The organism is Marinomonas dokdonensis, from assembly GCF_052747885.1.
In genome coordinates, this window is the sequence record NZ_JBRAND010000002.1 from 425,066 (window position 1) to 438,291 (window position 13,226).

General features: G+C 44.0%; 17 protein-coding genes. 10 read left to right on the plus strand and 7 right to left on the minus strand.

Annotated features, from left to right (window positions below; translation table 11 throughout):
- Nucleotides 1-57: 57 nt before the first annotated feature.
- The 4 genes from ACUM5Y_RS06455 to dctP all read right to left on the minus strand — a co-directional run bounded on the left by ACUM5Y_RS06455 (nucleotide 58) and on the right by dctP (nucleotide 3,884).
- Nucleotides 58-795: a helix-turn-helix domain-containing protein gene (locus ACUM5Y_RS06455; protein WP_445976054.1), complete on the minus strand. Its 738-nt coding sequence runs from the start codon at nucleotides 793-795 to the stop codon at nucleotides 58-60.
- Nucleotides 796-915: 120 nt separating this feature from the next.
- Nucleotides 916-2,238 carry a TRAP transporter large permease gene (locus tag ACUM5Y_RS06460; protein ID WP_445976055.1) on the minus strand — a complete coding sequence of 441 codons (1,323 nt, stop codon included), beginning with the start codon at nucleotides 2,236-2,238 and terminating at the stop codon, nucleotides 916-918.
- Nucleotides 2,235-2,744 carry a TRAP transporter small permease subunit gene (locus tag ACUM5Y_RS06465; RefSeq protein WP_445976056.1) on the minus strand — a complete coding sequence of 170 codons (510 nt, stop codon included), beginning with the start codon at nucleotides 2,742-2,744 and terminating at the stop codon, nucleotides 2,235-2,237. Before ACUM5Y_RS06465 ends, ACUM5Y_RS06460 begins: the two co-directional genes overlap by 4 nt.
- Before the next feature lie 78 nt (nucleotides 2,745-2,822).
- Entirely contained in the window at nucleotides 2,823-3,884 is a 1,062-nt protein-coding gene (dctP, locus tag ACUM5Y_RS06470) for a TRAP transporter substrate-binding protein DctP (RefSeq protein ID WP_445976057.1), read from the minus strand.
- Nucleotides 3,885-4,418: 534 nt separating this feature from the next.
- On the opposite strand from dctP, the gene lhpI reads away from it, so the two are divergent.
- From lhpI to ACUM5Y_RS06485, 3 genes are all read left to right on the plus strand, one after another.
- Nucleotides 4,419-5,375: a bifunctional Delta(1)-pyrroline-2-carboxylate/Delta(1)-piperideine-2-carboxylate reductase gene (gene lhpI / locus ACUM5Y_RS06475; protein WP_445976058.1), complete on the plus strand. Its 957-nt coding sequence runs from the start codon at nucleotides 4,419-4,421 to the stop codon at nucleotides 5,373-5,375.
- Between the two features lie 353 nt (nucleotides 5,376-5,728).
- Nucleotides 5,729-6,103 (plus strand): type II toxin-antitoxin system RelE/ParE family toxin, encoded by a 375-nt coding sequence (locus tag ACUM5Y_RS06480; RefSeq protein WP_445976059.1) that lies wholly within the window; start codon nucleotides 5,729-5,731, stop codon nucleotides 6,101-6,103.
- Entirely contained in the window at nucleotides 6,096-6,398 is a 303-nt protein-coding gene (locus ACUM5Y_RS06485; RefSeq protein ID WP_445976060.1) for a helix-turn-helix domain-containing protein, read from the plus strand. Before ACUM5Y_RS06480 ends, ACUM5Y_RS06485 begins: the two co-directional genes overlap by 8 nt.
- A 44-nt stretch (nucleotides 6,399-6,442) precedes the next feature.
- Here ACUM5Y_RS06485 and ACUM5Y_RS06490 read toward each other — a convergent pair whose 3' ends face one another.
- Nucleotides 6,443-7,096 (minus strand): LysE family translocator, encoded by a 654-nt coding sequence (locus ACUM5Y_RS06490; RefSeq protein WP_445976061.1) that lies wholly within the window; start codon nucleotides 7,094-7,096, stop codon nucleotides 6,443-6,445.
- A gap of 81 nt (nucleotides 7,097-7,177) precedes the next feature.
- Here ACUM5Y_RS06490 and ACUM5Y_RS06495 point away from each other — a divergent pair, with 81 nt between their 5' ends.
- Nucleotides 7,178-8,074: a LysR substrate-binding domain-containing protein gene (locus tag ACUM5Y_RS06495; protein WP_445976062.1), complete on the plus strand. Its 897-nt coding sequence runs from the start codon at nucleotides 7,178-7,180 to the stop codon at nucleotides 8,072-8,074.
- 94 nt (nucleotides 8,075-8,168) lie between these two features.
- On the opposite strand, the gene ACUM5Y_RS06500 is transcribed toward ACUM5Y_RS06495, so the two are convergent.
- Together ACUM5Y_RS06500 and ACUM5Y_RS06505 are read right to left on the minus strand one after the other, a co-directional pair.
- Nucleotides 8,169-8,456 carry a putative quinol monooxygenase gene (locus ACUM5Y_RS06500; protein WP_445976063.1) on the minus strand — a complete coding sequence of 96 codons (288 nt, stop codon included), beginning with the start codon at nucleotides 8,454-8,456 and terminating at the stop codon, nucleotides 8,169-8,171.
- 1 nt (nucleotide 8,457) lies between these two features.
- Nucleotides 8,458-8,685 (minus strand): DUF2798 domain-containing protein, encoded by a 228-nt coding sequence (locus ACUM5Y_RS06505; protein WP_445976064.1) that lies wholly within the window; start codon nucleotides 8,683-8,685, stop codon nucleotides 8,458-8,460.
- An 84-nt stretch (nucleotides 8,686-8,769) separates the two neighbouring features.
- Between ACUM5Y_RS06505 and ACUM5Y_RS06510 the strand changes: the two genes are divergently transcribed.
- The 6 genes from ACUM5Y_RS06510 (at nucleotide 8,770) to eutC (ending at nucleotide 13,225) form a co-directional block, all read left to right on the plus strand.
- Nucleotides 8,770-9,627, plus strand: coding sequence for a LysR family transcriptional regulator (locus ACUM5Y_RS06510; protein ID WP_445976065.1), 858 nt, complete (start codon nucleotides 8,770-8,772; stop codon nucleotides 9,625-9,627).
- A gap of 195 nt (nucleotides 9,628-9,822) precedes the next feature.
- Complete coding sequence (locus ACUM5Y_RS06515) at nucleotides 9,823-10,344, plus strand: P-loop NTPase family protein (protein WP_445976066.1); 522 nt, start codon at nucleotides 9,823-9,825, stop codon at nucleotides 10,342-10,344.
- Between the two features lie 64 nt (nucleotides 10,345-10,408).
- A complete protein-coding gene (locus ACUM5Y_RS06520) occupies nucleotides 10,409-10,660 on the plus strand; it encodes a DinB family protein (protein WP_445976067.1) in 252 nt (83 codons plus the stop codon).
- Between the two features lie 38 nt (nucleotides 10,661-10,698).
- Nucleotides 10,699-10,947 (plus strand): DinB family protein, encoded by a 249-nt coding sequence (locus ACUM5Y_RS06525; protein ID WP_445976068.1) that lies wholly within the window; start codon nucleotides 10,699-10,701, stop codon nucleotides 10,945-10,947.
- Between the two features lie 23 nt (nucleotides 10,948-10,970).
- Nucleotides 10,971-12,374 (plus strand): ethanolamine ammonia-lyase subunit EutB, encoded by a 1,404-nt coding sequence (locus ACUM5Y_RS06530; RefSeq protein ID WP_445976069.1) that lies wholly within the window; start codon nucleotides 10,971-10,973, stop codon nucleotides 12,372-12,374.
- Nucleotides 12,374-13,225 (plus strand): ethanolamine ammonia-lyase subunit EutC, encoded by an 852-nt coding sequence (eutC, locus tag ACUM5Y_RS06535; protein WP_445976070.1) that lies wholly within the window; start codon nucleotides 12,374-12,376, stop codon nucleotides 13,223-13,225. The genes ACUM5Y_RS06530 and eutC overlap by 1 nt, the downstream gene beginning before the upstream one ends.
- The last annotated feature ends 1 nt before the right edge of the window (nucleotide 13,226 follow it).

The following is a 13,226-nucleotide window of genomic DNA, read 5'->3' on the forward strand; positions in this document are numbered from 1 at the left end:
TTGGAGGGGAGGGAGACTGTTTGGTGACAACGGCATTCATCAGCGTTGTGTAGAGGCCTAGTAACTACGAAGGTGTCTCGGAGTGTGCCCATAATGGCGCTGGAATAGGTTGGTCATGGCGCTTTGGTTACTGAATCCTGCTTCTTCCGCCACAATGGATAAAGGCTTGTTTGTGGTGAGAATCAAGTCGTAAGCTTTTTCTAGGCGTTTTCTTAAAATGAACTGGTAGGGTGTAACAGATGCTGCTTTAGTGAACAGTTCACTAAAATGCCCTGGGCTGACATGGTACATTTCAGCAAGCTGGGCAATGGAAAGTTTCTGATCAATATGCTCGTCGATAAAGCGTGAAATAGAGTCCACATCGAGCTTTTTACGATCCTTATATTGGCGAGTATCCCCTAAAATTCGTGAATGCAGAGACGCTACTAAGCTGAGCGTGCAGCCTTGACCGGCTTCTGGAAATAACTCAAAAGTATTGGACTCCCTTGATAGATAGGAGATCAACATCTTCAAACTATCGTCAGCAGAGAAATAATGGGGGCGTTCAAAAAGTGTTTCTAGTCGGCTGTGAATCGGTAGGCTCGGTATATCAATTACTATGTGACTATTTTCACCAATTCCTTCGAAATAGTGTGTTTCACTGGCAGGGGCAATACAGCCATGAAGATTGTCAACCACACCCCCTTTACCATCAATTTCGAATAAGGCATGTCCTCTTTCGGCGATAATTAATTGGTGGTGGTTGTGATTATGTTGATCACTTTCATTAGCTAATACAACACTTTTTACATGCATTTCGAACCTAAAAATTTTGTCAATCTTTACACATTCTTATATTTTTTAGGTTAAGTCAATAGGAATTGTTATCGATTACACAACTCAACAGAATGGCTTCTGCTGAGTTGTGTTTAGGGTCTACCAGCTTGGTCCACCAAGGACTCTTGGTAACCATAGAGCCGTTTCTGGAAAGATCAAAATGACGAACAAAACAATCAATTGAATGATGATGAAGGGGATCACCCCAGCGTACATGTGTTTTAACGTAATACTGGCGGGCGAAATTGCTCTTAGGTAGAAAATCGATGGTGCTAAAGGTGGTGTTAAGTAGCTAGTTTGCAGTACCACTAAGAAGGCAACACAGAACCAGATGTCATCAAACCCTAGCAAACGCACAATTGGTATAGCCACAGGAATGACAATAAGCACAACCGACATCATGTCTAATAAGAAGCCTGCAATAAAGGCAATAAACAAGATCAACGCCAGTACTGTGTAGGGACTAAAACCCGATCCAGTTAGCAAGGACTGAACGGTTTGCATACCGCCTGTTGCAAAGAAAATACCTGCAAACATGCCACCAGCCATGACGATCAATAAGATCATCGCGGTGATATTAACGGTACGCAACATCGAGTCCCAAAGAACTTTAACGCTACAGCTTTTATAACAAAGCGATAACAGTACGGCACCAAGCGCACCGCAAGCAGAGGCTTCTGTTGGTGTTGCAATACCCAGTAATATTGTGCCCAGTACGGTAAAGATCAATGCGGCGGCGGGTAAGATAGCCGTTGCGGTAACTTTCAATCTTTCCGCTAATGGAACACCCACTTCATCTTGTTCTCTGGGTGCAAGCTCAGGTTTGAAATAAGCCAAGGCGATCACATAGATGACAAATAGGGCTGCCATTAACAGGCCTGGAAGTAATAGACCGTTGAATAATTGGCCAACTGAAATACCGGCAACAGGGCCTAGCACAATCACGGTTATAGATGGCGGAATCGCTGTTCCCAAAGAGCCGCTGGCACAAATGAGTCCAGACAATAGGCGTTTGTCGTATTGGTGCTTAAGCATAATAGGTATGGTCAGCAAACCTATTACGGCTTCGGTAGCCCCCACCACACCACTGGATGCTGCGAAAATCGCCCCTAATAGAATGGTTCCCACACCTATGCCACCAGGCAAGCGTTTGGTCCATAAGTGGATCGCATGAAACAGTCGCTCTGCTATGCCGGATTTTTCTAGCATGGCACCCATAAAGATGAATAGCGGTACAGCGGCGAGTATAGAATTCGAAGCCGTTTCTTCAATTTTGGTTAATAGCTGATAAGCTGTGACATCACCGAACATCATTAGGCCAAAAATAGTGGCGGTGAGTATCATGGCAAAGGCAATTTGCACTCCTAGAAAGATAAATAGGATGAGCACGGGGAACATTAAAATGGGTAGGAAATCACTCATGCAAAGTCATCCTCTTTGTTACTAAAAATGGTCATGATGGCTTTAAGGAGTTCAGCGATAAGTTGCAAAACAAGTAATAAGAAACCTAAGAACCAAGTGAAATAAATGGGCCAAATAATCGGGTTCCACGCAGATCTTCCAGACCTTTCGCCGCTTTCGTAGGCTTCGTAAAAATAATGGGCAAGTTCCCATGTTAGCCAAATGAGAATGGGCAATAACATGATGTAGAAAATGGCTCGAATACCTGCGGCGAGCTTAACTGGCATTTTCATGGTAAGGAGATCAACACTGACGTGTTGTTTTAGGCGTAGGGCATTCGCCATGCCAAGCACAAAAAGTGTTCCCATAACCATGTAGCTAATTTCAAAGGCCCAAGCGGTTGGCGACCCTAAAACATGGCGGCTGAAGACTTCTATGATTAATGCGCCGACAAGCGGAATGATCAATAGGGCGGCAATGGCTCCAAAGAAACGCGTCGTCATCTCTAACAGTTTTATAAGAATCATTGTTTTCCTGAAAGTACGGTTCTAAATAGTGGTCAAATAAAACAGAAGAGACGCCTTAAGCGTCTCTTCTATCGTTTATTAAAGTTCAGCTTCACCAATTGTTAGGCGATATTCTGACCAATTTGTCATTTCGGCTTTGAATGCACGTTGCGAATTAAGCACTTTGGAAAACCAAGGGTTTTTCGCAGCGTTTTCATCTTCCCACGCGGTTGTTTCTTCAAGCACTTTAGTAATAAAACTAGGATCTAGCTTAACGATTTCATTCTTACCACTTTTTAGCTCTTCATACGCTGCCAGATCGGCATAAGAAGAAGCTAACCAAGAGTCAAATACAGACAGTTTAGCGGCGTTACGTAATACGTTTTGCTGTTTCTCAGTGAGTTTATCCCATTCGCGTTTGTTTACCTGGCACTCTAGTACACCACCGGACTGATGGATGCCTGGCACCATTACGTATTTAGCCACTTCTTGGAAGCCTGTTGGTTTATTCAACTCAGGGCTTCCCCATTCCGCCGCATCAATTACGCCACGCTCAAGAGCACTGTAAATTTCGCTGCCTGCCATTACGACTGTTGAAGCACCCAAACGCGATGCGATTTCCGCCCAAGCTCCAGAGGTTCTTAGACGTAGGCCTTGGAAGTCCTCGAAGGTTTGCACCTTTTTATTGGAGTGAAGGAAAATTTCCGTGCCTAAAACGGAACAAGGTAGGGCAACCACTTTGGATTTTTCTAAGCGGAACTGCTCGTACAATTCAAGGCCACCACCTTGATAAATCCACAACATGAACTCTTCGGGAGTTAAGCCGCTTGAGTGACCAGCAAGCAAAGCCGCAGTTGGGTCAACGCCGTAATCATAGTTGATGTAGTTTTGGCTAATTTGTGCGACACCTGATTTTACGGTTTCCGTTACTTTCAGTGCACTACCCAATGTACCACCAGGGAAGACTTTGATTTCAAAGTCACCGTCGCTCATTGAATTTACATGATCTGCAAAGCCTTGTGCATCACGCTCTAACCAAGGACCACCAGACCATGGGGTTGCCATGCGCCACTCTTTATCGGCAGCACTGATGTTTGCACTGGCAGCCATGACAGCTGAGGCAATGAGAGTCGTTGATAAAATTCGTTTAATGGATTTCATATTCGTTCCTTATATGCTTTGTCGTTTAAATAATTTGCCAAAATCAGATCGGAATCCTTACGAAAAAATGCGACCTTCCATGAATAGCTTGTTGTTTTAATTTATGAGCCGAGCAGCACAGCGCTGTTTGGCGGTTTATCTGTTTTCTTCTTTAAAGAAGCTTGAGGACTTCGAACTTTTTTAGGTTCTTTCATCCATAACGTTGAATGCTATTGGTGAATTTTGGTTGAGAGTAATTCTTATTAACCAACCGTTTTTCATAAGGTGTGTATCGATTGTATGGGGTTTCGCAGAGCACAATTTGTCAAAAAACCTGATATTTTTGTTGAAAACATGGTTTTTTTACAAAATAGGTAAGATTTTTCTCTGTTTTTGTTTACTTTTGTTGGTAGAGAAAATGCAAACAGTCGCCTTTCGGTATGAAACTTATCGGTATCAATAGACTGTTTGATGCTACTGGTTAGACTAGTTGTTGTTATCTACTTCAAGATATTCTTGGAAAAATTGGCTTGTAATAGCATTAAGGGACCTCAAGTGAAAAATATTTTTGTGCAGTATGAAGACGGTTGCTTACCTTATGAAAAGGTAATCTCAGCATTGGATGATGCTTTTAAGTTAGATATAAATTGTCCAATACGACATCATCATTATATGAATGTGCCTAATAAAAAAGACGCCACCTTGTTGCTCATGCCAGCTTGGTTAGAAGGGCTGTACTTTGGCGTGAAGCAAGTAAGTGTTTTCCCGAGCAATGGTGAGGAAGGACTGCCCGGCCTAAATAGCATTTATATTCTTAGCTGTGCAAAAACGGGTCTGCCTTTGGCTCAGTTTGATGGCAATGTGATTACGGCCAGACGTACCGCTGCGGCGGCGGCATTGGGGGCTAAATACTTGTCTCGCCCAGAGTCAAAAAATCTATTGATGGTTGGCGCAGGTAAAGTGGCTAGCCAAGTGATTCCCGCCATGGCAACCGTGAGAGATTTAGAAGAAATCAAAATCTACAACATTCACGAAGAATCCGCAGCAAGCCTAGCGGAGCAGGTTCAAAAAGAGCTCAATATTAAAGTCAGTGTGGTCAGTAAAGAGGATTTACCAAGTGCTGTGGCTTGGGCTGATATTGTCAGCTGTGCGACATTGAGTGAAGAGCCTATGGTACTGGGGGAGTGGGTTACTCCGGGAACACACATTGATTTAATCGGTAGCTTTACCCCTTATATGCGTGAAGTCGATGATGAGTTGATGCAAAAAGCACAAGTCTTTGCTGATTTTAAAGCCGCAGCCTTGACGGAAACAGGGGACTTTATCAGCCCAATTAAAAGTGGCGCTATGACAGAAGACCATATTATTGGTGACTTCTTCAGTTTGAGCCGTGGCCAACATGCAGGCCGAAAAGCCTTTAAAGATCCTGAAAATGACATATCAGTGTTTAAAGCCGTTGGTTCTTCAATCGAAGATTTAGCCACTGCAATGCTTTGGTATAAAAAGGACTAACTAAGCCAGCAAAAACTGGATGTGTCAGATACCTTGGCTCGCTCTATTGAAATAACCTGATCACAAGGCGATCACCTAAAAGTAAATATTTTGGGTGATCACCTTTTTTATTTATTCCCTAAGTAGAAGTCTTAAAAAACTGAAAGCCCCATTATAACTGGCTTCAAAGAGTGCCTGTCTTGTTTAGGAGCCCATTTCTGTACAGATTTGTGTTCATACACTCTGATGAATTTTTCCTATACTTATTTTGGTTTTCTTAAGGGTGAGGGACGAGTTATGTGGCTGGCGAAACTATTAGGGTGGATGTTCTTCGAGAATAGATTGTTTCTAATACTACCCTGTCGGGGTATACTTTGATTTATAAGACGAAAGACTTTGCTTCACTAACCAAGAAGGAGAGTCTTTCGGATGTCGATCTTAAGAACGCCTGTGAGGAAATGTCTAATGGGCTTTTTGAAGCGGACTTAGGTGGCAATGTCTATAAAAAAAGAATTGCAGCAGGAAATAAAGGCAAGAGTGGTGGCTATAGAACAATTGTAGGGGCTGCTATTGGGAGCAAGTATTTCTTCTTATATGTATTCGCAAAAAAAGACAAAGCCAACATAAATGCAAAAGAGAGATTAGCACTTGGAGAGCTTGCAAAAGAGTTTCTTAATTTCACCGAAGCTGATTTAAAACAGCTTGTTTTAGAGGGTGAGCTGCTAGTCGTAGGTGAAAACAATGAGTGATATTTTAAAATCTGTTCATCGTACCGCCAAGGGCTTAAAAAAGTCTGGGGCAATAGACAAAATGACGATGCGAAAATTTGATGCTTTGTGCTTAACGACCGTTCATGAATTTACTCCTGAACAGATTCGACGTTTAAGGCTCAAGTACAATTTATCCCAGCCTGTGTTTGCCCAATATTTTAATGTTAGCGATAAGCTGGTAAAAAAATGGGAGCAAGGTGATAGCTCCCCTAGAGGAGCGGCCTTGAAAATGTTGGCTATTGCCGAAAAAAAAGGGCTTGAAACCATCGCTTGAATATTCGCTAAGGCCAAGAGTTATCTTGGCCTTAGCGTAATATGTTATTCACAAAGCAAACGAATACCAAATGCGGCGAGTAATGTTCCTGTGATTCGTTCTATCCAAACCTTAAACATCATCACTTTCCCCTGAACGGCTTTCGAGGTGAGTAAGCAAGCCACCAGAGAAAACCAAACGAAATGTGCGCAGGCGATATAAATCCCATAGCCTAGTTCTAAGATAATGGGTGTTGTATCTGAGATCACTTGGCTGAACAGTGAGACGATAAATAGCATGGTTTTCGGGTTAAGGGCGTTGCAAGAAAAGCCAGCCCAAAAGGACGAGGTTTTGCTCTGCACATCGCTGTCTGAAGTTGCTGTGCTGTTGCTTGTTTTGTTCTCTCTCTTTGAGAGCAGATTTTTAATATCTGGCCATAGAGCTGAAACACCTAACCAAATTAGATACATAGCGCCTAAATACCGTAACGTGTTTAATACCCAAATATTGTTTGCAAAGACTAAGCCTAGCCCGAGCAGGGTATAGGCGAGGTGAACACTAATCGCCGCACTAATGCCTAAGGCACTCAAAACACCTTCTTTTCGTCCTTTTAGCAGCGAAACCTTTGAGACCATCGCAAAATCTGGTCCCGGGCTGATGACAGCTAATAAGGTAATGATGGCAACGGAATACAATTCGAACTGATCAATGTTAAGCATGGTATGGGACCCTTATTTGTGAATAATAAGAGTATGAATTTTTTGATTTATTAATAAAAACGATTATTAATGGTGAATATTGTGAGTAATAGTCACAGAAAGAGACGCTTGCCACCTCTGGGAGCCTTGACTGCTTTTGAAGCTGCAGCAAGACACCAGAGCTTTTCAAGAGCTGCCGAAGAGTTGCATATTACTCATGGGGCAATTAGTCGAGCGGTTGCTCAAATAGAAGAGCGTATTGGCGTAAGCCTATTTATTCGTCGCAATCGTCGGGTTTATCTTAATGTTGCGGGTCAGCGCCTTTTAAAAACGGCGACAGAAACGTTAGATGCGTTAAGTCAAACGGTGGAAGAAATCCATCGACACGATAAAGCCTCACCGTTTCTGGTGGTTTCCTGTGAGCCGAGCCTGGCGATGCGTTGGCTGATGCCGAGGTTAGGTGACTTCCGTGAACAATTTCCTGACCTTCATATAGATCTTAGAATGGCAGGAGGACCAATTGATTTACTGGCCGAAAATTGTGATCTGGCTATTCGTCGGGCGGATTACGGCATCAGTGAGGACTACCATATTACCCATCTGTGTGAAGAGCTGTCTGGGCCCGTATGCAACCAAGAGTATTGGCTTAGCCATGTTAAAGAAGACCTGAGTGCAGGCAGCTGGTTGCACAGTCGAACCCGACCTGAAGCTTGGAACGATTGGCTCTCAAGGGTGGATCACGAAAAAGTCGTTCCTAAAAATGAATTGCACTTCGATCACTTTTTTTACGCCTTGCAAGCTGCTCAAGATAAGCTGGGTCTAGCCATCGGCTCAACGCCTTTGGTCGCAGACGATTTGATAAATCAGCGCTTAATCGCCCCGTTGGGGATAGTTCCCACAGGTTATCATTACGCGCTCGTGACGCTCGATAATCCAAATTATGACCCGCGAATTAAAGTGTTTAGCGAGTGGCTAATAGCTTGCTTGAACAAGAAATGAATGAGCCGTGACGAGAAAGTTTAGATAAGACAGGCACCTTTCAAACCTAGAGATATCAAGCTTTTCAAGGTGCCTTTGGTGTTAGGGGGAGTTTTTAGGCACTAAGCTCACTTAACTTATGAATCTCAGGTTCTTTTTCTAAGGCGTCTTGGTAAAAATCAAAGATAGGTAGGATGTAGTCCTGGGCGTAATGTTCATCCAACGCTTGTTGGCTCTTCCAAATCTCAACCAAGACTAACTGTTGGCTAGCTTTCGCTTCATAGAATTCAAATCGGAGGCAGCCTTGTTCTGCTCTGGTCAGCTCTAAAACGTCAATGATTTTTTGTTTACAGGTATCGTAATGTTCAGGTTTTGGGGTGATTAACGCGATCAGATTTAGCATCTTAGTGTTTTCCTTTAGCGAAGTGATTGATTAAAAGATGGGTTAGCTTCATAACGCAGTTGCTAAGCAAATAGGCTGTGCTAAAAGCGGCTGGCCAGGCATTGATAAAGGCCTGCATCCATCGGGCTATAAAGTCACTGGTTAAACCAATGTTTATGTAGGTAACCCAAGCTGACATAATGAAAGACAGGCAGCATGAGAACAGCAGGGTGAAAATAAATTTAGTCATGATTTTTCCTCCTGTTCATATAGTATGAAGATGCATTGGCTCAGACTATGTCAGGTTTAGAACTCTAAGATTGCAAGGATTTACATGCTGGACGATTTTCTATTATTTGTTGAGGTAGCGAGGCGAGGCAGTTATGCGAAGACAGCAAATGACCTACAAATTACGGCACCGACTTTGTCTAAACGCATTCAGGCGTTAGAGGATAAGCTTGGGGAAGCTCTTTTTATTCGCTCTTCTCGAGGCGTAATACTGACGAGTTTTGGGCAGGGGTTGTTTGATAAGCTTGGTGAGATAACTTTGGACTTGCATTCTGCAGTATCGCAAAGTCGCGCCCAAGAAAACGACACTTTTGTTCTGCATTGTCCGCAAAACCTCATGGTCGGGCCGCTTTATTCGGCAATTGAGTCTTTCGTGCTTACTAAGCCTCAAGTGAACATGGTGATAGAACCGGCCAATACCAATGTATTGCTTAGCCAAACTCCGTTTGATTTGGCGATACGCATAGGTAAGCAAAAGGACTCAGGTTTTTACCAAAAGCGCATCGCTGAGGTGGCAGTTTGTCTGGTGTCTCGACGAGATAATACCAATCAAGATCGATTGATTCTGCCTTATACTGGCGCCCAGTTGCAGGATAATGGATTAGAGAAACTTGATAAGCACTACGCACATAAAAGTATCGTGAATGATATTACCTTGGTACGTAAATTGGTGGCATCTGGCGCTGGTGTGGGATTACTACCAATGACGGAAATCAGTGCTTTGCAGGAAAGTTCACCCGGTCAGTTTCAATATGAGTCGGACCTAGTTTATACCCGACCTGCTTATGTTTTGTGGGCAAATAAGTCGAAGCCAACACCATTAGCGGCTGAGTTAATCCGATCTATTGAAACATGTGTGGAAAATACGCCTGCTCTGCAAGGTAAGCGGATTGATTTGTTTTAACATGGATTGACTCATAAGCAGGGATTTTGCAGAATGTTTGTTATGCAGATAAATAAGCTTACACGTCATTTGGTACGAATTATCATCACTCCCTAGGAGTGGTGGGATTTTTGATACGTGTAATATATCAAACCCGCCCTAGAGGCGGGTTTTTTGTATCGGCTTCTTGGGCACTTGAATGACAGGAGGCGTAAAATGAAGAGAATCGCAGTTTTTGGTAAGCCTGCAAGTGGCAAATCTACCTTTAGTAAACAGCTTGCGGAGCAGTGTGGTGTTCAGCTCTATGCTATGGATTCCATTTTGTATCAAGCCAATGGTGAAGAGATAGACAGCAAAACTTATGAGCAGATTCATAATGAAATACTGTCTAGTGAGTCATGGTTAATAGAAGGTTTTGCCCCCTTTACTGCGCTAGGGTCTTTTTATCATCGTCTAGAAGCGGCGGATACTCTTATCTATATCGATCTTCCCTATAGCCTTTGCTATTCGCTGGTAACTAAGCGTCTATTAAAAGGCTTGTTCAAAACCCCAGAGGGGTGGCCGAAAGGTGCTTCGGTAATCAAGGGGAGTATCGACAGTTATAAAACACTTAAGTTATGTCCCAAGTTTTGGAATCAGCCATTCTTGCAAAAGCTGGAAGCGCAATCTTCAAATAAGTCGCTTTATGTTGTGCGCTCTCTTAAGGAATTGGACAAGTTAATAGACAGGCTGAGCTGAAAATGTGTACATTTTTTCTTTGTAAAAAGTTCCAGCAAACATCTTAAGGGTTATGGGAAATAAAATGTCGAAAATGGACCACTTTCAACTCATGTCTACCTATAACATAAGGATGAATAGGCAAGTCTATAATGCCGCGTTGAGCTTGCCAGAAGCCCTTCGAGAGCAAGATATGGGGGCCTTTTTCAAATCCATCAGTGGCACGCTGAATCATATTTTGGTGGGAGATGTTATTTGGTTTAGCCGCTTTGCTAAGCACTCCGAAAACTACTTGTCGCTGTGTAAACTGCCCAAATTGTCCAACCCAAGGCCTTAGACACGATTATTTCTAGTAACCTCGATGAGTTATATGAAATGCGACAAGCAGTGGATGAGCTAATTCATCACTGGTTACATACCGAGCTAAAAGAAGAAGATTTAGAAAAAGGCCTGCACTACACCAATTCAAAAGGTATTCTGGGGCATAAGCCTTTTGCAGAGCTGCTTTCCCATGTGTTTAATCATCAAACCCATCATAGGGGGCAGGTGAGTACACTCTTGTCTCAACATGGTGTAGATATTAGTGTTACAGATTTCCTGATCGATATCCCGAACTTAAATTAATAGGGCAAATTGAAGGTGAATGAATGAGTCAGTTATATCGCTATACCTTAGGCACTCAAACCTATCAATTCAAAAACTTGGCGCAGTTAATGGCCAAAGCCACTCCTCATCGTTCTGGGGATTGTTTGGCTGGGGTGAATGCCCAATCGGCGCAAGAACGTGCCGTCGCCCAAATGACGTTGGCCGAGGTACCCCTCAAGACTTTTTTAAATGAAGCGTTAATTCCCTACGAAGCCGATGAAGTGACACGGCTGATTTTAGACGATCACGATGCCCAAGCCTTTGCGCAGATCTCTCATTTAACGGTGGGGGATTTTCGCAATTGGCTATTAAGCGATTATGCCACGCCTGAAGTGCTGGCTTCAGTGAGAGCGGGCATCACGCCCGAAATGGCCGCCGCGGTATCGAAAATTATGCGTAATCAGGACTTAATTCTGGTCGCTAAAAAATGCCATGTGGTGAGCGCGTTTCGAAACACCATAGGTTTGCCCGGAAGATTAGCCACACGCTTACAGCCGAATCACCCAACCGACGATGTGAACGGTATCGCTGCCAGTATGTTAGATGGTTTGTTGTACGGCAATGGCGATGCGGTAATCGGCATAAACCCTGCCACGGATAACGTTCCTCAAGCCATTAAGCTGATGCAGTTGATGGATGATGTTATCCAAAAGTATGAGATTCCGACCCAAAGCTGTGTGCTTACTCATGTGACGAATACCATTGAATGTATTGAAGTGGGCGCGCCGGTGGATTTGGTATTCCAATCCATTGGCGGTACAGAAGCTACCAATAGCAGCTTTGGTTTTAATCTCAGCACATTGGCAGAAGCTCAAGAGGCGGCTTTGAGTCTTAATCGTGGCACGGTTGGCAACAATGTTATGTATTTTGAAACGGGACAAGGCAGCTCCTTGTCGGCGGATGCACACTATGGTTTAGATCAACAAACCTGTGAAGCACGCGCTTATGCTGTGGCTCGAAAATTTAACCCCTTGCTGGTCAATACCGTGGTGGGCTTTATTGGTCCTGAATATTTGTTTGATGGCAAAGAGATCACTCGCGCCGGTTTAGAGGATCATTTCTGTGGCAAATTGCTCGGCGTACCTATGGGGTGTGATGTCTGTTACACCAACCACGCCGAGGCGGATCAAAACGATATGGATAATCTGCTAACCCTGCTAGGGGTCGCTGGTTGTTCATTTATTATGGGGATTCCCGGTTCCGATGACATCATGCTGAATTATCAAACCACCTCTTTCCACGATGCCCTATATGTTCGCAGAGTGTTGGGCTCTCGTCCTGCCCCAGAGTTTGAACACTGGCTACAAAAGATGAACATCATGAAAGACACCCAACAAACTCTGTTAGCCGATGGCATGCCAGAACGTTTTGCTCAGTCCTTAAAGCATTTGGGAGGGCTCTCTTAATGGCTAAGAAAGACGCTTTATCAGATAAGGTTATCGAACAAGGCCAAGTGGTAGACAACCCATGGCGTCGTTTGAGCAGTTTTACCGATGCCCGCATTGGCTTGGGACGCGCTGGGGTGAGCTTACCGACCCAAGAACTATTGGCTTTTCAGCTTAACCATGCGCAAGCGCGAGATGCTGTGCATTTGCCTTTAGATGTGACGGCCATGCAATCGCAATTGGCTCCTTATAGCGATGGTGAGGTGCTGTTAGCCCATAGCCAAGCGGAGAACCGCATGAGCTATTTGCAGCGTCCAGACTTTGGCCGAAAGTTGAGCCAAAACAGCCGCGATGCCCTGTACCAATTTACCCAGCAAGCCAGTGCTAAACCTAACTACGATATTGCCTTTGCGGTGGTCGATGGCTTGTCATCTTTGGCAGTAAGCCAAAATGCCGCGCCGTTTATCCAGCTGCTGAAAAGTCAGCTGTTAGAGGCCAATCCCGCCTACAGCTTTGCACCAATTACTCTGGTAGAGCAAGGCCGTGTTGCCATTGGAGACGACATTGGCGAGTTGTTGAACGCAAAAATTGTCATTGTGCTGGTGGGAGAGCGCCCGGGCTTGAGTTCACCAGACAGCTTGGGGCTGTATCTCACTTGGCAGCCAAAATCTGGCCTTAATGATGCCAGCCGCAACTGTATTTCCAATATTCGACCCGCGGGTTTGCCTTATGAAGAAGCCGCTAAACGTGCGCTTTATCTGATCACTGAGGCACAAAAACTTAAGCTCAGCGGCGTGAATTTGAAAGATCGCACCCAAGACGGGGTGATCGAGCATGAGCAAAGCAAACAAAATTTTTTAATTGCAGAGTAAC

Coding starts and splice junctions, on each gene's coding strand:
- ACUM5Y_RS06455 (WP_445976054.1), bottom strand. CDS start 795: ATGCATGTAAAAAGTGTTGTATTAGCTAATGAAAGTGATCAACATAAT.
- ACUM5Y_RS06460 (WP_445976055.1), bottom strand. CDS start 2,238: ATGAGTGATTTCCTACCCATTTTAATGTTCCCCGTGCTCATCCTATTT.
- ACUM5Y_RS06465 (WP_445976056.1), bottom strand. CDS start 2,744: ATGATTCTTATAAAACTGTTAGAGATGACGACGCGTTTCTTTGGAGCC.
- dctP (WP_445976057.1), bottom strand. CDS start 3,884: ATGAAATCCATTAAACGAATTTTATCAACGACTCTCATTGCCTCAGCT.
- ACUM5Y_RS06485 (WP_445976060.1), top strand. CDS start 6,096: ATGAGTGATATTTTAAAATCTGTTCATCGTACCGCCAAGGGCTTAAAA.
- ACUM5Y_RS06490 (WP_445976061.1), bottom strand. CDS start 7,096: ATGCTTAACATTGATCAGTTCGAATTGTATTCCGTTGCCATCATTACC.
- ACUM5Y_RS06500 (WP_445976063.1), bottom strand. CDS start 8,456: ATGCTAAATCTGATCGCGTTAATCACCCCAAAACCTGAACATTACGAT.
- ACUM5Y_RS06505 (WP_445976064.1), bottom strand. CDS start 8,685: ATGACTAAATTTATTTTCACCCTGCTGTTCTCATGCTGCCTGTCTTTC.
- ACUM5Y_RS06510 (WP_445976065.1), top strand. CDS start 8,770: ATGCTGGACGATTTTCTATTATTTGTTGAGGTAGCGAGGCGAGGCAGT.
- ACUM5Y_RS06515 (WP_445976066.1), top strand. CDS start 9,823: ATGAAGAGAATCGCAGTTTTTGGTAAGCCTGCAAGTGGCAAATCTACC.
- ACUM5Y_RS06520 (WP_445976067.1), top strand. CDS start 10,409: ATGTCGAAAATGGACCACTTTCAACTCATGTCTACCTATAACATAAGG.
- ACUM5Y_RS06525 (WP_445976068.1), top strand. CDS start 10,699: ATGCGACAAGCAGTGGATGAGCTAATTCATCACTGGTTACATACCGAG.
- ACUM5Y_RS06530 (WP_445976069.1), top strand. CDS start 10,971: ATGAGTCAGTTATATCGCTATACCTTAGGCACTCAAACCTATCAATTC.
- eutC (WP_445976070.1), top strand. CDS start 12,374: ATGGCTAAGAAAGACGCTTTATCAGATAAGGTTATCGAACAAGGCCAA.